The sequence below is a fragment of the Micromonospora sp. WMMD730 genome, assembly GCF_049178955.1.
GTDB lineage: Bacteria > Actinomycetota > Actinomycetes > Mycobacteriales > Micromonosporaceae > Micromonospora > Micromonospora wenchangensis.
This window is the reverse complement of sequence record NZ_JBMHML010000002.1, coordinates 6,416,249-6,436,195: the sequence shown is the minus strand read 5'-3', so window position 1 is coordinate 6,436,195 and position 19,947 is coordinate 6,416,249. Positions and strand designations below refer to the sequence as shown.

Below are 19,947 nucleotides of genomic sequence, written 5' to 3'. Positions count from 1 at the left end.
CGTACCCGATCAAGGAGCGCGACATGATCGACCACCGTAGGCTCGGCCGCGAACTGGACCTGTTCGTCTCCGACCCGCTGGCGGGCGCCGGGCTGCCGATCTGGCTGCCGGCCGGCGCGGCGGCCCGGCACGCCGTCGAGGAGTACGTCCGCGAGCTGGAACGCCGGGCCGGCTACCAGCACGTGTACTCCCCGCCGCTGGGCAGGCGCGAGTTGTTCGCGCTCTCCGGGCACCTCGGCCACTTCGCCGACGAGATGTTCCCACCGATGCGGATGGGCGACGACGAGTTGCTGCTCCGGCCGGCGCTCTGCCCGCACCACGCGCTGGTCTACCGGGCCCGGGGCCGCTCCTACCGGGAGCTGCCGCTGCGCGTCGGCGAGCTGGGCGGGATGTACCGGGCGGAACGGTCCGGGGTGCTCGGCGGGCTGGCCCGGGTGCGGGCGATCTCGCTCAACGACGCGCACAACTTCTGCACCCTGGAGCAGGTCGGCGACGAGGTGCGGGAGATCCTGCGGCTGATCCGCCAGGCGCACGCGGCGCTCGGCGTCCGCCCGTCCGGGTTCCGGTTGTCGCTGCGCGGGCCGGGCGCGAGGTACGTCGGCGACGACGCGTCCTGGGCACGGGCCGAGGAGCTGCTGCGGGCCGCCCTCGACGGGGTGGACCACGTGGAGTCGCCCGGCGAGGCCGCCTTCTACGGCCCGAAGATCGACATCCAGGTGGTCGACGCGGCCGGCCGGGAGTCGACCATCTCCACCGTGCAGATCGACTTCGACAAGCCGGAGAAGTTCGACCTGTCGTACACCGATGCGGCGGGTGCCCGGCGACGGCCGGTGCTGGTGCACCGCAGCCTGGTCGGGAGCATGGAGCGACTGTTCGCCTACCTGATCGAGGCGCACGAGGGCGCCTTCCCGCCCTGGTACGCCCCGGTGCAGCTGCTGCTCCTGCCGGTCGACGCCGGGCAGGCCGACGCGGTGGCCCGGGTGGCCCGGCGGGCGATCGACGCCGGGCTGCGGGTCGAGGTGGACGCGGGCGGCTCGCTGGGTGCCCGGGTCCGCGACGCGGCCCGCCGCCGGGTGCCGTACGTCGGGGTGGTCGGTGCCCGGGAGGCCGCCGACGACGCGGTGGCCCTGCGGCTGCGCGACGGCCGCAGCCTCGACCCGATGCCGGCGGCGGACGCGGTGCGGCTGATCGACGCGGTGGTGGCGGCCCGCTCGGCGCAACTGCTTCCCGCCGGCTGACGGTGCGGGGGTCGGGGGAGGATGCCCCCGGCCCCCGCACCGCTTCGTCACTCAGCCCCGGGCCGGTGCCGGTGCCGCCGCTGCCGGTGCGGCCTCGTCCTCGACCACCGCTGCGGCGAACTGCGCCTGGTAGAGCCGGTGGTACGCCCCCCGCGCGGCGAGCAGTTGCTGGTGGGTGCCCTGCTCGACGATCCGCCCGTTCTCCATCATCAGGATCAGGTGGGCGTCGCGGATGGTGGACAGCCGGTGCGCGATGACGAAACTGGTCCGGTCGGACCGCAGCGCCGCCATCGCCCGTTGCAGCAGCACCTCGGTGCGGGTGTCCACCGAGCTGGTCGCCTCGTCCAGGATCAGCAGCGACGGCTCCGCCAGGAACGCCCGCGCGATGGTGATGAGCTGCTTCTCACCGGCGCTGACGTTGCTGCCCTCCTCGTCGATGACGGTGTCGTACCCGTCGGGGAGGCTACGGACGAACCGGTCCACGAAGGTGGCCCGCGCGGCGGCGAGGATCTCCTCCTCGGTGGCGTCCGGCCGGCCGTAGGCGATGTTGTCCCGGATGGTGCCGCCGAACAGCCAGGTGTCCTGGAGCACCATGCCGATCCGGCCGCGCAGGTCGTCGCGGCGCAGCGTGGTGATGTCCACCCCGTCGAGGGTGATCCGCCCGGAGTCCAGTTCGTAGAAGCGCATCACCAGGTTGACCAGGGTGGTCTTGCCGGCGCCGGTCGGGCCGACGATGGCCACGGTGTGACCCGGCTCGGCGACCAGGGACAGGTCGTCGATCAGCGGGGTCTGCGGGTCGTACCGGAAGGAGATGTTCTCGAACTCGACCCTCCCGTGCGGTTCGACGACCCGGGCCGGCGTGGCCGGGTCGGGGCTCTGCTCGTCGGCGTCGAGCACGGCGAAGACCCGCTCGGCGGAGGCCACCCCGGACTGGAGCAGGTTCGCCATCGAGGCGACCTGCGTCAGCGGCTGGGTGAACTGCCGCGAGTACTGGATGAACGCCTGCACGTCACCGAGGCTCATCGCCCCCGACGCCACCCGCAGCCCACCGACCACGGCGATCGCCACGTAGCTGAGGTTCCCGACGAACATCATCGCCGGCATGATGATCCCGGAGATGAACTGGGCACCGAAGCTGGCCCGGAACAGCTCCTCGTTCTTGGCACGGAAGCTGGCCTCCACCTCCGGGGAGCGCCCGAAGACCTTGACCAGCTCGTGGCCGGTGAACGCCTCCTCGATCTGGCCGTTCAGCTCGCCGGTGTGGGTCCACTGGGCGATGAACTTCTGCTGCGACCGCTTGGCGATCTGCTGCGTCACGATCACCGACAGCGGAACCGCGACCAGCGCGACCAGCGCCAGCAGCGGCGAGATCCAGAACATCATCGCCAGCACGCCGACCACGGTCAGCAGCGAGGTGAGCAGTTGGCTCAGCGTCTGCGACAGGGTCTGCGAGATGTTGTCGATGTCGTTGGTGACCCGGCTGAGCAGCTCGCCGCGTGGCTGCCTGTCGAAGTAGGGCAGCGGCAGCCGGTTGAGTTTCTCCTCCACCTCGGCGCGCAGCCGCAGCACGGTGGCCTGGACCACCCCGTTGAGCAGCCAACCCTGCCACCACATCAGCAGGCTGGCGGCCACGTAGAGGCCGAGGGCGAACAGCAGCGTCCGGCCGAGGGCGTCGAAGTCGATGCCCGCCCCGGGGACCACGTCCATCCGGGCGACCATGTCGGCGAGGTTGTCGTTGCCGGCAGCCCGCATCCCGGACACCGCCTGGTCGACGGTGGTGCCGGGGGGAAGCTGCCGGCCGATCACCCCGGCGAAGATGATGTCGGTGGCGTGGCCGAGGATCTTCGGCCCGATCACGCTGAACCCCACGCTGGTCACCGCCAGGGCGATGATGCCGGTCAGCGTCACCCGGTGCGGTCGCAGCCGGCCGAGCAGCCGGCGGGCCGACGGCCCGAAGTTCATCGACTTCTCCGCCGGCATGCCGGCGCTCATCCACGGCGGCCCACCGCCGCGCCGGCCGGCCGCCGGCAGCCGCTTCGGCGTGGTCTCCTCCGGGGCCTTCTTCTGCTCGGGTACGGCGGTCATGCCGGCACCCCCGCAGTCTGCTGCGACGCCACGATCTCGGCGTACGTCGGGCAGGTGTCGAGCAGCTCGTCGTGTCGGCCCATCCCGACCACGCCTCCGTCCTCCAACACGATGATCTGGTCGGCGTCGATGATCGTGGAGACCCGTTGGGCCACGATCACCACTGCCGCGTCGGCGGTGACCGGGCGCAGCGCGGCCCGCAACCGGGCGTCGGTGCCCAGGTCGAGCGCCGAGAACGAGTCGTCGAACAGGTAGATCTCCGGCTTACGGACGAGTGCCCGCGCGATGGCGAGGCGTTGCCGCTGCCCGCCGGAGACGTTCGTGCCGCCCTGCGCGATCGCCGCGTCGAGGCCACCGGGCATCTGGGCCACGAAGTCGCGGGCCTGGGCGATCTCCAACGCCGTCCACAGGTCCTCGTCGGTGGCGTCGGGATTGCCGTAGCGCAGGTTGCTCGCCACCGTGCCGGTGAACAGGTACGGCTTCTGCGGCACCAGGCCGATCCGCCGCCACAGCTCCTCCGGGGCCAGCTCGCGGACGTCGACCCCGTCGACCAGCACGGTGCCGGCGGTCGGGTCGACCAGCCGGGGGATCAGGGTCAGCAGGGTGGTCTTGCCGGCGCCGGTCGACCCGATCACGGCGGTGGTCCGCCCCGGGGTGGCCCGGAACGAGATGTCGTGCAGCACCGGCGCGCTGGCCCCCGGGTACTGGAAGGCCACGCCGCGCAGCTCCAGCTCACCGTGGCCCTCGACCCGGGTGACCGGGTTGGCCGCCGGGACCACCGAGGACTCGGTGTCCAGCACCTCGGTGACGCGTTCGGCGCAGACCGCCGCGCGCGGCACCATCATCAGCATGAAGGTGGCCATCATGACGGCCATCAGGATCTGCATCAGGTACGCCAGGAAGGCGGTGAGCGCGCCGATCTGGATCTGCCCGGAGTCGACCCGCTGGGCGCCGAACCACAGTACGGCGACGCTGGAGACGTTGAGCACCAGCATCACCACCGGGAAGATCAGCGCCATCAGTCGGCCGACCCGCAGGGCGGTGGCGGTCAGGTCGGCGTTGGCCACCCCGAACCGCTGCGTCTCGTACGGCTCGCGGACGAACGCCCGGACCACCCGGATGCCGGTGATCTGCTCGCGGAGCACCCGGTTGACCGTGTCGATGCGGGTCTGCATGAGCCGGAAACCGGGCACCATCTGGCGGATGACCAGGCCGAGCGCGACGGCGAGCACCGGCACGCTGACCAGCATCAGCCAGGACAGGCCGATGTCCTCCCGCAGCGCCATCACCACCCCGCCGACGCTCATGATCGGCGCGGCGACCAGCATGGTGCAGCTCATCAGCACGAGCATCTGCACCTGCTGCACGTCGTTGGTGTTGCGGGTGATCAGCGAGGGCGCGCCGAAGCGGGCCACCTCGCGGGCGGAGAACCGGTTGACCTGCCCGAAGATCGCCGCCCGGACGTCCCGGCCGAAGGCCATCGCGGTCCGCGCGCCGAAGTAGACCGCCGTCACCGCGCAGGCGATCTGGACCAGGCTGACCAGCAGCATCCAACCGCCGGTACGGATGATGTAGTCGGTGTCGCCCCGGGCCACCCCCAGGTCGATGATGTCGGCGTTGAGGCTCGGCAGGTAGAGCGAGGCCATCGTGCCGACGAACTGGAGCAGCACCACCGCGCCCAGTGGCCGGTGGTAGGGCCGCAGGTAGCGGCGTAACAGACTGATCAGCACGGATGGCTCCCGGGCCTCGGGTGGTCGGTCGTGTCCTGGTGCTGTGTTGACAACCTCTTGTCCTCCCCGTCGGACATGGTCGTGATGACCTCGATCAGGAAATCCCGGATCACCGCGCGTCGGGCCGGGTCGGCGTCGACGGAGGTGAGCGGGGTGTCGGTGCGCATCCGGTCGACCAGGGAGCGGATGTGTTCCCGCCCCTTGTCGGTCAGCGCCAGTCGTACGCTGCGCCGGTCGGCCTCGTCGCGGCGACGCTCGACGAAGCCGTCCCGTTCGAGGGTGTCGACGATCCCGGTGAGGGTGGCGGGCCGGACGAAGCAGCGGTCGGCGACGTCCCGGTGGGTGGCGTCGTCGAGGTGGTTCAGGGTGAACAGCACCCGCATCCCGGCCGGGGTGAGGCCGTGGTGTTCGGCCAGGTAACGACCCCAGTGCTGGTCGACGAGGTGGCCGGCGACCGACAGCAGTCGCCCGAGCGGGACGTCACGGAGCACGGCGGGGAAGACGATGAGTGGTTCCCTCTGCACGTTGAGTATGTTAGCCCCCAAACCGTCAGGGGCCAAACAGAATGGTCAGAGCGGTGCCGACGTACAGGATCTGCATCGCCGTACGTGTGCCCAGCGGGGTGACCGGGCGGCCCGCCAGCGTCAGGCGTCGCCGGGCCGCCGAGACGTTCGCGGGGAACATCGCGACCATCAGCAGTGCCAACCCGGCGGCGCTCGGGCGGGCGGTGGCCGGGATCAGCAACCCGACCGCGCCGGCCAGTTCCAGCACCCCGGTGACGGTGACCAGCATGGCGGGTCGGGGCAGCCGGGGCGGGACCATGGCGATCAGATCCTCCCGACGGGGTGCCGCGAAGTGGGCGAAACCGGTCATGACGAACAGTAGTGCCAGCCCGACGCGGAGTGCGGGGTGCCAGCCGTCGAGCGCGTCCACGCCGGCCAGTCCGGCCAGGCGCGCGACGGTGGCTCCGGCGAGCAGAGCGATAAACGGAACCATGGATGCCTCCTCGGTGGCAAATCTTTATGCTGACAAGATTTGATCGCCGATGGTCTTCTTGTCAATGCAAAGTTATCCTGGTGTCATGACCGTCACCCGGCCCTACCACCACGGCGACCTGCGCCGTGTCCTGCTCCAGGCGGCGGTGACGGCGATCGAGGAAGCCGGGCCGGCGGCCCTGAGCCTGCGCGACCTCGCCCGTCGCACCGGCGTCTCCCACGCCGCCCCGACCCACCACTTCGGCGACAAGGCGGGACTGCTCACCGCTCTCGCCGTCGAGGGGTTCGACCTGCTCGCCGCCGCCCTGACCGCAGCCGGCGACGACCTGCTCGACGTGGGCGTGGCGTACGTGGACTTCGCCGTCCGTCACCGGGCGCACTTCGAGGTGATGTTCCGACCCGACCTCTACCGGGCCGACGCCCCCGAGGTCCGGGCCGCCCGGGAACGGTCCGGCGCGGCGCTGCACACCGGCGTGGCGACCCTGCCGCCGGACCGGGCCGAGCCGGGCGAGGCGCGCACGGACGCGCTGGCCGCCTGGTCGATCGTGCACGGCTTCGCCACCCTGTGGCTCTCCGGCGCACTACCCCCCGACGTCGAGGCCGACCCCCGCACCGCCGCCCGCACCGTCATCCGCCGCCTCTTCCCCCCACCCTGACCTCCTCCCGAGCCCCGCGTCTCGCCTCACGCCCCCGCCCCCCACGCCCCGCCTCCCTCGCCCCGGTGATCAAGAGATTCGCGTCAGATCACCGCTCCGAGTTGACGCAAACCTCTTGATCATCGGGGCCGGCGGGGCGGCCGGTGCGGTGATCAAGAGGAAAGAGTCAACGGGGGAGGTGTGGGTGACGCAGACCTCTTGATCACCAGGGTCAGGCCGAGGCGAGGCAGAGACCGGGACGGGGGCCGGACAGGGGGCAGGAGAGGGGGTAGGGGGAGTTACCAGCTGGTGGGGAGGGGCATGCCTTCGGTGTAGCCGGCGTGACTCTGGACGCCGACCAGGGCGCGCTCGTGGAACTCGTCCAGGGTGCGGGCGCCGGCGTAGGTGCAGGCGCTGCGTACCCCGGAGACGATCTCGTCGATCAGGTCCTCGACGCCGGGGCGGGCCGGGTCCAGGTACATCCGGGCGGTGGAGATGCCCTCCTCGAAGATCGCCTTCCGGGCCCGGTCGAAGGCGCTGTCCTCGGCGGTCCGGGCGCTGACCGCACGGGACGAGGCCATCCCGAAGCTCTCCTTGTAGCGTCGGCCGTCCGGCTCGGTGTAGAGGTCACCGGGCGACTCGTAGGTGCCGGCGAACCAGGAGCCCACCATCACGTTGGACGCCCCGGCGGCCAGCGCCAGCGCCACGTCCCGGGGGTGGCGTACCCCGCCGTCGGCCCAGACGTGCCGGCCGAGGGCGCGGGCCGCCGCCGCGCAGTCCAGCACGGCGGAGAACTGGGGCCGGCCGACCCCGGTCATCATCCGGGTGGTGCACATCGCGCCCGGCCCCACCCCGACCTTGATGATGTCCGCGCCCGCCTCGACCAGGTCGCGTACCCCCTCGGCGGTGACCACGTTGCCGGCCGCCACCGGGACCGGGGGGTCGAGCTTGCGGACCGCCCGCAACGCGGACATCATCCGTTCCTGGTGCCCGTGCGCGGTATCCACCACCAGGGTGTCGACCCCCGCCGCGAGCAGCGCCTCGGCCTTGCCGGTGACGTCACCGTTGATGCCGACCGCCGCCGCGATCCGCAGCCGCCCCCGGTCGTCGACGGCCGGCTTGTAGAGGGTGGCGCGTAGCGCACCCTGCCGGGTGAGCACCCCGACCAGGCGGCCGTCGTCGTCGACCACCGGGGCCAGTCGCCGTCGTCCCGCGTTGAGCCGCTCGAATCCGGTACGCGGGTCCGCGTCAGCCGGCACCGTGTGCAGCTCGGTCGACATCACGTGCTGGAGTTGGGCGAACCGGTCCACCTCGTGGGTGTCCGCCTCGGTGACCACCCCCACCGGCCGGCCGGCCTCGTCGACCACCACCACCGCGCCGTGCGACTTCTTGGGCAGCAGGTGGATGGCGTCGCCGACGGTGTCGGTCGGGCCGAGCGTGATCGGGGTGTCGTGCACCAGGTGCCGCTGCTTGACCCACTCGACCACGGTGGCGACCACCTCGATCGGGATGTCCTGCGGGATGACCGCGATCGCGCCGCGCCGGGCCACCGTCTCGGCCATCCGCCGGCCGGCCACCGCCGTCATGTTCGCCACCACCAGCGGGATGGTGGTGCCGGTGCCGTCACCGGTGGACAGGTCGACGTCGAGCCGCGAACCGACCTCGGACCGGGCCGGGGCCATGAAGACGTCGTTGTAGGTCAGGTCGTGCGCGGGCACCGCGCCATGAAGGAACCTCACCCCGCCATCATTCCCGCTTCCGGCCCGTCCCGCCGCCGTCGGTGGCTCACACCACCCTGCCCATGCGGGGGTCGTACGGCTCAGGAGATGGTGCAGATCGCCGCGCCGGCGGTGAGCACCGCACCGACCTCGGCGGCGAGCCCGGCGACCGTGCCCGCCTTGTGCGCGTGCAACGGCTGTTCCATCTTCATCGCCTCCAGGACGACGACCAGGTCCCCCTCGGCGACGGTGTCCCCGTCCGCGACGGCGATCTTGACGATGGTGCCCTGCATGGGGGAGGTGAGGGCGTCGCCGCTGACCGCCGTACCCGTGCCGGTGCCGCCACCCCGGCGGGCCGGCCTGCGGGCGGCGGGGGCGGCGGTGGTCGTACCCCCGGTGAGGCCGGCGGGGAGGGTGACCTCCAGCCGCTTGCCGCCCACCTCGACCACGACGGTCTCGCGTGCCGTCGCCGCCTCGGCGGGGCCGGCGGTCGGGGTGAACGCCGGGACGGTGTTGTCGAACTCGGTCTCGATCCACCGGGTGTGCACGGTGAACGGCTCGCTGGTGAACGCCGGGTCGCGGACGACGAGGCGGTGGAACGGCAGCGCGGTGGCCATCCCCTCGACGACCATCTCGTCGAGCACCCGGCGGGCCCGTTCGATCGCCTCGGCGCGGGTCTCGCCGGTGACGATCACCTTGGCCAGCAGCGAGTCGAAGTTGCCGCCGATCACGTCGCCCGCGCCCACCCCGGTGTCGACCCGGACGCCGGGGCCGGTGGGCAGGCGCAGCGCGGTGATGGTGCCGGGGGCGGGCAGGAAGTTGCGGCCCGGGTCCTCGCCGTTGATCCGGAACTCGATGGCGTGCCCGCGCGGGGTCGGGTCCGCGGTGAACCGCAGCTTCTCGCCGTCGGCGATCCGGAACTGCTCGCGGACCAGGTCGACGCCGGCGGTCTCCTCGGTGACCGGGTGTTCCACCTGCAGCCGGGTGTTGACCTCCAGGAAGGAGATGGTGCCGTCCGCGCCGACCAGGTACTCCACCGTGCCCGCGCCGTGGTAGCCGGCCTCCCGGCAGATCGCCTTGGCGCTGTCGTGGATCTGGCGGCGCTGCGCGTCGGTGAGGAACGGCGCGGGGGCCTCCTCGACCAGCTTCTGGTGCCGTCGTTGCAGGGAGCAGTCCCGGGTGCCGACGACGACCACGTTGCCGTGCCGGTCGGCCAGGACCTGCGCCTCGACGTGCCGGGGCTGGTCGAGGTAGCGCTCGACGAAGCACTCGCCGCGCCCGAACGCGGCGACCGCCTCCCGGGTGGCCGACTCGAAGAGGTGCGGGATCTCCTCCAGGGTGCGGGCCACCTTGAGGCCCCGCCCGCCCCCGCCGAAGGCGGCCTTGATGGCGACCGGCAGGCCGTGCTCCACGGCGAAGACGGTCACCTCGTCGGCGTCGGCGACCGGATCGGCGGTGCCGGGGACCAGGGGCGCGCCGGCCCGCTGGGCGATGTGCCGGGCGGTGACCTTGTCGCCGAGGTCGCGGATCGCCTGCGGGGTCGGTCCGATCCAGGTCAGGCCCGCGTCCAGCACGGCCTGGGCGAAGTCGGCGTTCTCGGAGAGGAAGCCGTAACCCGGGTGTACGGCGTCCGCGCCGGCCCGCCGGGCCACCTCGATCAGCTTGTCGATGCGCAGGTAGCTGTCGGCGGCGGTGTCACCACCGAGGGCGTACGCCTCGTCGGCGAGGGTGGCGTGCAGGGCGTCCCGGTCGGAGTCGGCGTAGACGGCGACGCTGCCCAGGCCGGCGTCGCGACAGGCCCGGATGACACGGACGGCGATCTCGCCACGGTTCGCGATGAGTACCTTGCGCACCTGGTGCTCCTCCCGGGGTCGTTGCCTCGGGAGTGTATCGGCAGCCCGGAGGCCCCCTAACGATCACTCAGTGTGGGATGTCGCACTGTGGGGTGCTCGACTAGTCAAACTTGGTTATTACGCTTGTGTGGTGTCTGCGACTCGGTTGATGATCCTGGGGCTGGTCCGGTGGATGCAGCCCGTGCACGGCTACGACGTGCGCCGCGAGCTGTTGAGCTGGGGTGCCGACAAGTGGGCGAACGTGCAGCCCGGCTCGATCTACCACGCGTTGCGCAAGCTGACCGAGGAGGGCCTGTTGCGGACGGTCGCCACCGAGCAGGTCGGAGCCCGTCCGGCGCGCACCACGTACGAGGTGACGCCCAAGGGGGACGAGGAGTTCGAGACGTTGCTGCGGGCGCAGTGGTGGCAGTTGCACGAGGTGCCGGACCCGTTCGCGTCGGCCTTCTCGTTCCTGCCGGCGATGCCCCGCGAGGAGGCGGCGGCGGCGCTGCGCAACCGGGCGAATCTGCTGCGTGCCGGTGTCGAGGCGATGCGTGCCTCGTTGGACTCCGACTGGGTGCGCAACAGCAAACCGGTGCACGTGACCTGGATGTTCGAGCTGTGGTTGGCCCGTGCCGAGGCGGAGATGGCGTGGTGCGGGCGGATCGCCGAGCGGATCGACTCCGGGGTGTCGTACCTGCCTGCTGGGCTGACGGGGGCGGACGTCTGGCCCGGCTTTACCGACGGCGCTCCGCAGGGCGACACGACCGACGACGCTCCGTCACCAGGCGAGAAAAGCAATAATCAACGTTGACTAGAAAAGCTATATCGCGTTAGCCTGCTTCCGGCCCGTTGGCGGGAGCGCGCCGCATGGCGTCACGGGGGCAGACGACGGCCGGCACCACCCGGCCCGGACGACCAGGAGTAAAGATGATCGAGACCAGAGGGCTGCGGAAGTCGTTCCGCTCCCGGCAGGGTCGGGAGACGAAAACGGTCGACGCCGTCCGGGGGGTGAACCTCCAGGTCCCGGCGGGAGAGATCTTCGGCTTCCTCGGCCCCAACGGCGCCGGCAAGACCACCACCCTGCGGATGCTCGCCACGCTGATCGAGCCGGACGGCGGCGAGGCCACCATCGCCGGCGCCGACCTGCGCAAGGACCCGGCCGAGGTACGCCGCCGGATCGGCTACGTCGCCCAGGGCGGCAGCACCTGGGACGAGAGCACCGCCCGCGAGGAACTCGTCCTGCACGCCCGGATGTACGGCATCGGCAAGGCCGACGCGCACCGCCGCGCGGTCCGCGCCCTGGAAGCCTTCCAGCTCACCGAGTACGCGGACCGCAAGTGCAAGACCTACTCGGGCGGCCAGCGGCGACGGGTGGAGATCGCCCTCGGCATCATCCACGAGCCGAAGATCGTCTTTCTCGACGAGCCGACCACCGGCCTCGACCCGCAGAGCCGTGCGCACATGTGGGACGAGATCCGTCGGCTGCGTACCGAGGGGATGACCGTCTTCATCACCACGCACTACCTCGACGAGGCCGACGCGCTCTGCGACCGGATCGCGATCATGGACCACGGCGAGGTGGTCGCCGAGGGCACCCCGGCCGAGCTGAAGCGGGAGATCTCCGGCGACGTGGTGCTCGTCGGCCTGGACGTGGCGAGCACCCCGCAGGCCGCCCAACTCCTCGACAGCGAGGAATACCTCAACAAGCTGGAGACCGTCGACGAGGGCGGGCTGCGCCTCTACGTCGACGAGGGCGCCACCGCCATCCCGCAGGTCCTGCGCCGGCTCGACCACGCCGGGCTGGTCATGAGCTCCATCGAGCTGCACCGCCCCAGCCTCGACGACGTCTTCCTCACCAAGACCGGCCGCTCGCTGCGCGAGTCCTGAGACACCGGAGACCACGGATGAAATTCGCCCGCGACACCTGGCTGATCTTCCAACGCCAACTTCAACTGCTGCTGCGCAACCCGGTCTGGGTCTTCGTCGGCGTCTTCCAGCCGGTGATGTACCTGCTGCTCTTCGCCCCGCTGCTCAAGCCGGCACTGAACGCGCCCACCCAGGCCGCCGCGTACAAGATCTTCGTACCCGGCCTGCTGGTGCTGCTCGCCATCTTCGGCGGGCTGTTCCAGGGCTTCGGCCTGATCGCCGAGCTGCGCGCCGGGGTCATCGAGCGGTCCCGGGTCACCCCGATCAGCCGGCTCGCCCTGCTGCTCGGCCGCTCCCTGCGCGACGTCGTCTCACTGATCGTGCAGGCGGTCATCATCACCCTGCTGGCGCTCCTGTTCGACCTGCGGGTCTTCATCGGGGACCTGCTGCTGGCATACCTGATGCTGGCCCTGATCGCGCTGATGACCTCGGCCGTCTCGTACGGCGTCGCGCTCAAGGTCAAGAGCGAGGACGCGCTCGCCCCGTTGATGAACACCGTGGCCCAGCCGGTGCTGCTGCTCTCCGGCATCCTGCTGCCGCTCACCTTCGCCCCCGGCTGGCTGCAGGGGGTCGCCGAGTGGAACCCGTTCTCCTGGGCGGTCGACGGCACCCGGGCGCTGTTCGCCGGTGACCTCGCCAACGACAAGGTGTGGCAGGGGCTGGCCATCATCGCGGTGCTCGCCGCCGCCGGCGTCTTCTGGGCGGCCCGCCAGTTCGCCCGCAGCGTCCGCTGACGATCCCACCCCGGGGCGGGGCCCGGTCACGCGCCCGTCGCGTCGGACCGGCGCCCCGTCCCGGGGAGGTGATCGACTTTATGTCGCCGATGTAGCGGTATCGGTGCGAGGTGGACACCGCAACATCGGCCCAGGGGAGTCGATCGTGCCGGGCTCCCCCGACCGGCCGATCAACGCACCCGGGCGAGGGTGACGCCATCGGCGAGGGGCAGCAGCACCGCGTCGACGCGTACGTCGGCAAGCACCTCGTCGTTGAAGGCGGCGATCGCCCGGTCGGCCTCGTCGCGCGGGGCGAGCACCCGGCCGGCGCGCAGCGTGTTGTCGACCGCGATCACCCCGCCGGCCCGCATCCGGGGCACCAACTCCGCCCAGTAGACCGGATAGCCGACCTTGTCGGCGTCGATGAAGGCGAAGTCCAGGTGCCGCTCGTGCGGCAACTCCCGCAGCGTCTCGGCAGCCGGGCCGATCCGCAGCTCGATCCTGTCGGCCACCCCCGCCCGCTGCCAGTACGACCGCGCGATGCCGGTGAACTCCTCCGAGATGTCGAAGCAGGTCAACCGGCCGTCCTCGGGCAACCCCCGGGCGATCGCCAACGACGACAGCCCGGTGAACGTGCCCACCTCGACGGCCTGCCGGACGCCCAGCAACCGGGTCAGGAAGGTGAGGAACGCCGCCTGCTCCGGCGCCACCTGCATCTCGGCGTGCGCCGGCAGCACCGCCCGCGTCTCCTCTGCCAGGTCACGGATGATCTCGTCCGGCGGGGAACCATGGGCGACGATGTAGGCCTGTAGTTCCGGCGTCAGCGGCAACGGCTTCGTGGTCATGACCGGACGTTAGCCGAGCGGCTCGACCTCCTGGGCGCCCGGCGCGACCTTCGTCCACAGGTCCGTGATGCTCAGCCCCAGATCGTGCAGGAGTCGACGGAGCAGCGGCAACGACAACCCGACCACCGTGCCCGCATCACCCTCGATCCCGGTCAGGAACGCCCCACCCAACCCGTCGATGGTGAACGCGCCGGCCACCGCCAACGGCTCGCCCGTGGCCACGTACGCCGCGATCTCCGCATCGGTGACGTCGGCGAAGTGCACGACCGTCGAGGCCACCGCCCCGACCTGCGATTCGTTCCCCACATCGACCAGGTGGTGGCCGGTGTGCAGCACCCCACTGCGTCCACGCATCCGCTCCCACCGGCGGGTCGCGTCAGCCGCGTCCGCCGGCTTGCCGAGGATGTCGCCGTCGAACGCGAGCACCGAGTCACAACCCAACACGAGCATCCGCGCGTCCGGAGTGGAACGCAGCCGGTCGGCGACGGCCTGCGCCTTGCGTCGGGCCAACTCCAGACACAGATCCTCGGCCCGTTCCGCGACCACCAGGGATTCGTCGACGCCACTGACCAGCACGTCGGGTTCGATCCCGGCAGCCTGGAGCAACTTGCGGCGGGCAGGGCTCTGTGAGGCGAGCACGAGACGGAGCGGCAGGGAGTTCGACACGGGGCCGACGCTACCGGCTGATTCTCGGCGGCGGGTCGCCGGCACGTCGACGCCGACGCCACACCAGGAATCCACCGCCGGTCGCCGCGATCACCCCCAGCGTGACCCACCCCCGCACGGTGGCACCGCCGTCGCCGTCACCGCCGGCAGGCTGCGCGGCGGCACTCGTCGCGCCGCTCGGCGGGGTCACCGTCGCACCCTCGAAACCCACCGGGGGTACGTCGGCGGTGAGCGCGGCCACCAGGTCGATGACGCCGTAGCCGTACTCGTCGTCCCGGCCGGGTGGCCCCTTGTCGACAGCGGTCGCGGTGAGCCGGTGGACGACCTCGGCGGCGGGGAGGTAGGGGTACTTCGACCGGACCAACGCCGCAGCCCCGGCCACAATGGCGGTGGCATCGGACGTCCCGGTGCCCTTGCGGTATCTGCCGTTGATGCTGGTGCTGTAGATGTCCACCGCCGGAGCGACGACATCAATCTCCGGCCCACTCACAGAAATCGGTGCATGCTTACCGTCGCGTCCAATTCCTCCGACCGACAAAACTCCGCGTTCGCTGGCTGGGTACCCAACCACTGATGAATTCGGCTGGTTTCCCGCAGCGGCTACGACGATGATGTCTGCGTCAAGTGCAGCCTTAACGGCCTGTTGGAGGCGGACACTTATTGACGCTACGCCGGAGATGCTAATAATGTCTGCGTGCTTTGCGGTCGCGTACTCGATTGCTGCGGCTAGATTATCGATATCTCCGTCCTCGTGGGGTGGTGAGTAGAATATGGGGAGTATCTTTGCTTTCGGGGCAATTCCAATGATGCCGTGGCCGCGCCCTTGGCCGTGGGCGGCTATTAGGCCCGCCATTCCCGTACCGTGACCATCTCGGTCACCCCTGCCGTCGCCGCTGCCTCCGGGGACTAAGTCTATTCCGGGCAGGATGTTCCTGGCGAGGTCGGGGTGACGATCAACTCCGCTATCCGGAACTGCGATCACGACCCCGGAGCCTTGACTTATTTCTTGTGCTGCTGCAGTTTTCAGATACGAAGTATGCCATTGTTCTTTGCGGTGGCGATCGGCACTTTCGTAGCCTTGTGGTGGGGTGCCTAGTCCCGCAGTTGCTATGAAGGCTGCCGCGAGAAAAGATGCTCTTAGCATCACCGACTGAAGCCGATTACTGGGCCGGGATCGATCGGTCCGTCATCTTCGGGTGGTAATACGATTGGGGCAACCCCTTCATCTGTCTCCCATGGATGATCCCTATCCCAGCCGCGTGGCCCAGCCTCGCTAGGGTTACGTCGGTGGGATCGGTTATCGTTGCTCCCCGTACCAGCGTTTGTTCCAAAATTGGCTGCCCCTCCGAACGGTGGTAGGCCGTGGATACCGCCGGATTGGGCGGTGCGGCCGATGCCGGGCCGAGTGCCGGCTGCGCCGGTTGGGGCAGTGCCGGCCGACCCGCCTCCGATCACGCCGCCGATCGGATTCACGCGTCTAGTTGAGGCTGCGCTGCGTGGTGACCATGGGCTAACGCTAGAAGGGCTGCCGATTATTCCGTTGGGGGGTGTTGGTTGGGGAGGTGCGGAATGCGGCCTTGTTTTCGGACCGGATGCTGTGGGTATTCCGGGCTCGCGCATCTGAGTCGGGAGTCGCGGGGGCAATATGGAGGACCCATTTATCTGAGGACCCAAGTTGCTGTTGGACGGCGTTGTCGAGCTGGTGCTAGGTAGGACTGGATTCGTCAATTGAGAGCTGCCCGGCGCGCCAGCCCCACCCAGCACTGGCCCAGCGCTGGCCGCTGCCAAAGGGGGAGCGGATCGCCTACCTAATGATGAACTATTAGCCTCTGTCGTAAGCGTGACAGGTGCGGGAACGATCGGAGGAATAAGGGGTCCCGGCTGGCCGTCGGGGCTAGTTGTGCGCACCTCATCGTCAACCTTTGGAACAGGTCGAGCAACAGGGGGTCTTTGGAGCATGGCTTGGGCTTGTTGGAGTTCGCCGCTGAGCCCGAACATCAACCCCCGTGCCTGTACGTTGAGCCGTTCGAGGTCCGCGTCGGTCACCGGCGGGTCCACCACCCGACTGCCCGCCGCCGCCCGGGGGTCGGCCAACGTCGCTTCGTACCCGCGCTTGCGGGCGAGCTTCTCGGCGTAGTCGTCGCGTATCCGCTTGAGTTCGGGCCTGGTGCTGTCGATGGCGCGGGCGACGGCGGCGAGGGCGTCGTGGTTGGCGGCCGCCGTGTCGTGGGTGCGCTGCACCTTGTTGATCAGCGCGTCGAGTTCCCCGAGGTACGTCCTGGCGGCGGCGTTCGTGGCCGGTGGCCAGGCCTCGGCGAGGCCGGCGCGGTACTGCCGGAGTTGCCGCAGGTGGTTCTGGGCGAGTTCACAGACCTTGCGCCAGCCGGCGACGTGCTTCCAGTGCCCCGGCGTCTCCTGGTCCTGGAGGCACGCCCACATGCTGAGCACGTCCATCAGTTGCCAGTCGGTGAGGCCGGAGGTCCGGCCGCTGCCCCGTTCGATCACGGCAGCACCACCGGGCCCGGATTCTCGGGGCTGTTGGGTTCGGGGGCCGTCCACGAGGAACGGTCGGTGAGCAGGGCGGACGCGGCGATCCGCGGGTTGTGCAGGGCGCGTTCGACGTCGGCCACCCGGGCGTCGGCGAACGCGTCGGAGCCCTGGTAGTCGGTGGCGATCCGGTGCGCTGCGGCGGCCAGCCGGCCGGTGTTGCCGGCGAGCCCGTGCACCAGGTCGGAGGTGGCCTGCTGGGTCTCCCAGTGCGCCTGGAGGAAGTGCACCAGCTCGATGAAGGCGTCGCACGGGTTGGGCACGGCGGCGGTCATGTCGTCGGCGATGTAGCGCAGGTGCGGCGTGTAGTTCCGGTCGACCTCGTTCTGGAGCCGGTCGGCGAACTCCCTCATCTGTCGGATGTCGGCCTCGATGCCGCCGTAGTCACCCACCCCGGAAGCTGGGCGGCCCTCCTCTGGGATCACTGGCCCTCCCGACCGTCACGACGCCATCTCCCAGAGTGAGATTAGTGGCAAGGTGTCGGTCTCGGCAGCCCCGCCCCGCGCAGCGGGGCGGCTGGGCGTACCCGGGCCGCGCAGCGGGGGAGAGCGTCAGCGGGGCAGGCCGGAGGCGCGCCAGGCACCGTGACCGGGCGCGGGGGCCGCGCCGGCCGGGCGGGCGCTGCGCGCCCACGCGGACCTCGCCACCGGCGGGGGCGGACCGGCCGGCCGGGAACGGAGCGCGATCGCGCCCACCAGCGCGGCCAGTTCCTCGGCGGTCGGGACTCCCCTGACGACCCGGAACAGCGGCTCTTCGGCAGACATGACGCCAGGGTACGCGTCGACAACTTGACCCACGTCGCACAGTGGCGTGCCGGCGGTGTACGCGTTGGTGGGGCCGGGTACCGTCTCACCGATGTCTGACGTGCCTTCCCAACTCGTCGCTGACCGGTACCGGCTGCTCTCGCCGCTCGGTCAGGGCGGCATGGGCCGGGTCTGGAAGGCCCGCGACGAGGTGCTGCACCGGGACGTCGCCATCAAGGAACTCGTCCCGCCGCCGAGCCTGACCGACGACGAGCGCCGCGAGATGCGGGAGCGGTCGTTGCGTGAGGCGCGGGCGATCGCCCGGCTCAACCACGTCAACGTGGTCCGCATCTTCGACGTGCTGCGCACCGACGGCGACCCGTGGATCGTCATGGAGTACGTGGCGTCGAAGTCGTTGCAGGACACCCTCGCCGAGGACGGTCCGGTGTCGCCGGCCCGCGCGGTGGAGATCGGCCTGGGCGTGCTGGGCGCGCTGAAGTCCGCCCACAAGGCCGGGGTGATGCACCGGGACGTCAAGCCGGGCAACGTGCTGCTCGGCACCGACGGCCGGGTGGTGCTGACCGATTTCGGACTGGCCACCATCCCCGGCGACCCGAACGTCACCCGTACCGGCATGGTGCTCGGCTCGCCGGCGTACATCGCGCCGGAGCGGGCCCGGGACGGCACCGCCGGGCCGGAGGCGGACCTCTGGTCGTTGGGGGCGACGCTCTACGCTGCCGTGGAGGGCAAGTCGCCGTACGCTCGGCCGTCGGCGATCGGCACCCTGGCCGCGCTGGCCACGGAGCCGCTGCCGCCGGCCAAGAACGCCGGCCCGTTGAAGCCGGTGCTGACCGGCCTGCTCCGCAAGGACCCGACCGAGCGGATCACCGCCGAGGTCGCCGAGCGCATGCTGCGCCGCGCCGCCGGCAAGCGGGCCCGGGGCATCTCCCTACTCGACGGGGTACGCCGGCCGGGGCCGAACGGCCCGCGTGAGCCGCGTACCCCGGTGGTGCCGGCGCCCCGACCGGCGCAGGGCGGGACCGGCGCGAAGACCTCGTCGTCCCTGGCCGCCGCTGCGGGCGCCGCCACCGGCACCGCAGCCGCGAAGGCGGCAGCCGCCAAGGCGGCGGCGGACAGCGCCACCACGACGGGTGGCGCGGCGGAGCCGACGGTCGTCACCGGGGCGTCGACAGTGGGTACGGACGCCACCGCCATGGTGCCGGCCGGGGTGGACGCCGGACCCACCACGAAGGTCACCCCGCCGACCGGAGCCGACGCCGCGTCGACCGGCCCGGGAGATTCGGCCGATGCTCCTGCGACCGGCGAGGACGCTGCGTCGAGCGGCGAGGCGGTCGCACCGGCCGACGCGGACGCCGCACCGACCAGCAAGATCGACCCTCCGGTCCGGGCCGACCAGCCCGCGCCGGCCAACCCCACCGCCGTGCTGGACGCGCCGGTCAGCCCGCCCGCCGGGTCCGCCGGGGTCGCCTCCGTTCCGGTGTACGACGGGACGCCGCCGGACCACAAGCGCCGTAACCTGCTGATCGGCGCGCTGGTCGCGGTGCTGCTGGTGGGCCTGGCGCTGGCCGTCCCGCTGCTCACCCGCTCCGACGACCCGGGGAACGGCACGCCGCAGGCCACCGACCCGACGAGCGCCGCCGCGTCCTCCGCCGCTCCCACGTCGGCTCCGGCACCCCCGCCCCCGACGAGCGCCGCGCCCAGCCCGACGCCGTCGGCCACCCCTTCCACCGACCCGAACGCGCTGCCTGAGGGTTGGGAGATGTACCAGGGGCCGACGTTCAAGGTCCCGGTGCCGAAGGGCTGGCGGCGCAGCGTCCGTTCCGACGCGGTGGTCATCACCGAGCCGAACGGGGTGCGGGAGTTGTTCATCCAGTGGACGCCCAGCCCGAAGAAGGACGCGGTCGCCGACTGGAAGGAGCAGGAACCTAACCGGAGCAACTACGTCAACAACTACCAGTACCTCGACATCAAGGCGTGCGGCGGCTACCGCACCTGCGCCGACTGGGACTGGTTGGAGAGCCGGGACAACACCCGCATCCACGTCCGCAACCGCGGCTTCGTCACCGCCACCAACCGGGGGTACGCGATCCGGTGGGAGGTGGCGGCGAAGGACTGGAACGCCAACCTGGCCAACTTCGCCCTGATCACCAGCCGGTTCGTGCCGGACCGGAAGAACTGACCCGGGGGATTCCCGCCCGGGGTGAAATCGTTTCGCATGACTTTCCGTCATCCGGGGTATCTGACCCGGGA

General features: G+C 70.9%; 17 protein-coding genes. 6 read left to right on the top strand and 11 right to left on the bottom strand.

The window, feature by feature from the left end; all coding sequences use genetic code 11:
• Positions 1-23: 23 nt before the first annotated feature.
• Positions 24-1,238: a threonine--tRNA ligase gene (gene thrS, locus ACN265_RS27315; protein ID WP_421410491.1), complete on the top strand. Its 1,215-nt coding sequence runs from the start codon at positions 24-26 to the stop codon at positions 1,236-1,238.
• Positions 1,239-1,289: 51 nt separating this feature from the next.
• Here the strand turns inward: thrS and ACN265_RS27310 are convergent, their stop codons facing one another.
• From ACN265_RS27310 to ACN265_RS27295, 4 genes are read right to left on the bottom strand one after another with little or no spacing between them, the layout of a single operon-like run.
• Entirely contained in the window at positions 1,290-3,323 is a 2,034-nt protein-coding gene (locus ACN265_RS27310) for an ABC transporter ATP-binding protein (protein ID WP_421410489.1), read from the bottom strand.
• Positions 3,320-5,053, bottom strand: a complete 1,734-nt coding sequence (locus tag ACN265_RS27305; RefSeq protein ID WP_421410487.1) for an ABC transporter ATP-binding protein — start codon at positions 5,051-5,053, stop codon at positions 3,320-3,322. Before ACN265_RS27305 ends, ACN265_RS27310 begins: the two co-directional genes overlap by 4 nt.
• Positions 5,047-5,577 (bottom strand): MarR family winged helix-turn-helix transcriptional regulator, encoded by a 531-nt coding sequence (locus tag ACN265_RS27300; RefSeq protein ID WP_421410486.1) that lies wholly within the window; start codon positions 5,575-5,577, stop codon positions 5,047-5,049. Before ACN265_RS27300 ends, ACN265_RS27305 begins: the two co-directional genes overlap by 7 nt.
• A 25-nt stretch (positions 5,578-5,602) precedes the next feature.
• Positions 5,603-6,049 carry a DoxX family protein gene (locus ACN265_RS27295; protein WP_421410484.1) on the bottom strand — a complete coding sequence of 149 codons (447 nt, stop codon included), beginning with the start codon at positions 6,047-6,049 and terminating at the stop codon, positions 5,603-5,605.
• An 85-nt stretch (positions 6,050-6,134) separates the two neighbouring features.
• On the opposite strand from ACN265_RS27295, the gene ACN265_RS27290 reads away from it, so the two are divergent.
• Entirely contained in the window at positions 6,135-6,704 is a 570-nt protein-coding gene (locus tag ACN265_RS27290; RefSeq protein WP_204927460.1) for a TetR/AcrR family transcriptional regulator, read from the top strand.
• Between the two features lie 278 nt (positions 6,705-6,982).
• Here ACN265_RS27290 and ACN265_RS27285 read toward each other — a convergent pair whose 3' ends face one another.
• Complete coding sequence (locus ACN265_RS27285) at positions 6,983-8,422, bottom strand: GuaB1 family IMP dehydrogenase-related protein (protein WP_204927461.1); 1,440 nt, start codon at positions 8,420-8,422, stop codon at positions 6,983-6,985.
• An 80-nt stretch (positions 8,423-8,502) separates the two neighbouring features.
• Entirely contained in the window at positions 8,503-10,254 is a 1,752-nt protein-coding gene (locus ACN265_RS27280; RefSeq protein ID WP_421410482.1) for an acetyl/propionyl/methylcrotonyl-CoA carboxylase subunit alpha, read from the bottom strand.
• A gap of 130 nt (positions 10,255-10,384) precedes the next feature.
• On the opposite strand from ACN265_RS27280, the gene ACN265_RS27275 reads away from it, so the two are divergent.
• The 3 genes from ACN265_RS27275 (at position 10,385) to ACN265_RS27265 (ending at position 12,896) form a co-directional block, all read left to right on the top strand.
• Complete coding sequence (locus ACN265_RS27275) at positions 10,385-11,047, top strand: PadR family transcriptional regulator (protein ID WP_421410480.1); 663 nt, start codon at positions 10,385-10,387, stop codon at positions 11,045-11,047.
• A gap of 116 nt (positions 11,048-11,163) precedes the next feature.
• Positions 11,164-12,123, top strand: coding sequence for an ATP-binding cassette domain-containing protein (locus ACN265_RS27270; RefSeq protein WP_204927463.1), 960 nt, complete (start codon positions 11,164-11,166; stop codon positions 12,121-12,123).
• Between the two features lie 17 nt (positions 12,124-12,140).
• The gene (locus ACN265_RS27265; RefSeq protein WP_145917889.1) at positions 12,141-12,896 is read left to right on the top strand and encodes an ABC transporter permease; all 756 of its coding nucleotides are present in this window, start codon (positions 12,141-12,143) and stop codon (positions 12,894-12,896) included.
• 170 nt (positions 12,897-13,066) lie between these two features.
• On the opposite strand, the gene ACN265_RS27260 is transcribed toward ACN265_RS27265, so the two are convergent.
• From ACN265_RS27260 to ACN265_RS27240, 5 genes are all read right to left on the bottom strand, one after another.
• A complete protein-coding gene (locus tag ACN265_RS27260; RefSeq protein WP_145917890.1) occupies positions 13,067-13,720 on the bottom strand; it encodes an O-methyltransferase in 654 nt (217 codons plus the stop codon).
• Between the two features lie 9 nt (positions 13,721-13,729).
• Positions 13,730-14,386, bottom strand: a complete 657-nt coding sequence (locus ACN265_RS27255) for a Maf family protein (RefSeq protein ID WP_421410478.1) — start codon at positions 14,384-14,386, stop codon at positions 13,730-13,732.
• A gap of 10 nt (positions 14,387-14,396) precedes the next feature.
• A complete protein-coding gene (locus ACN265_RS27250; protein WP_421410476.1) occupies positions 14,397-15,368 on the bottom strand; it encodes a S8 family serine peptidase in 972 nt (323 codons plus the stop codon).
• 1,519 nt (positions 15,369-16,887) lie between these two features.
• Entirely contained in the window at positions 16,888-17,358 is a 471-nt protein-coding gene (locus tag ACN265_RS27245) for a hypothetical protein (protein WP_421410474.1), read from the bottom strand.
• A 126-nt stretch (positions 17,359-17,484) separates the two neighbouring features.
• Positions 17,485-17,697, bottom strand: coding sequence for an acyl-CoA carboxylase subunit epsilon (locus ACN265_RS27240; RefSeq protein WP_420119452.1), 213 nt, complete (start codon positions 17,695-17,697; stop codon positions 17,485-17,487).
• 91 nt (positions 17,698-17,788) lie between these two features.
• Between ACN265_RS27240 and ACN265_RS27235 the strand changes: the two genes are divergently transcribed.
• Positions 17,789-19,876, top strand: coding sequence for a protein kinase domain-containing protein (locus tag ACN265_RS27235; RefSeq protein WP_420119451.1), 2,088 nt, complete (start codon positions 17,789-17,791; stop codon positions 19,874-19,876).
• Positions 19,877-19,947 lie beyond the last annotated feature (71 nt).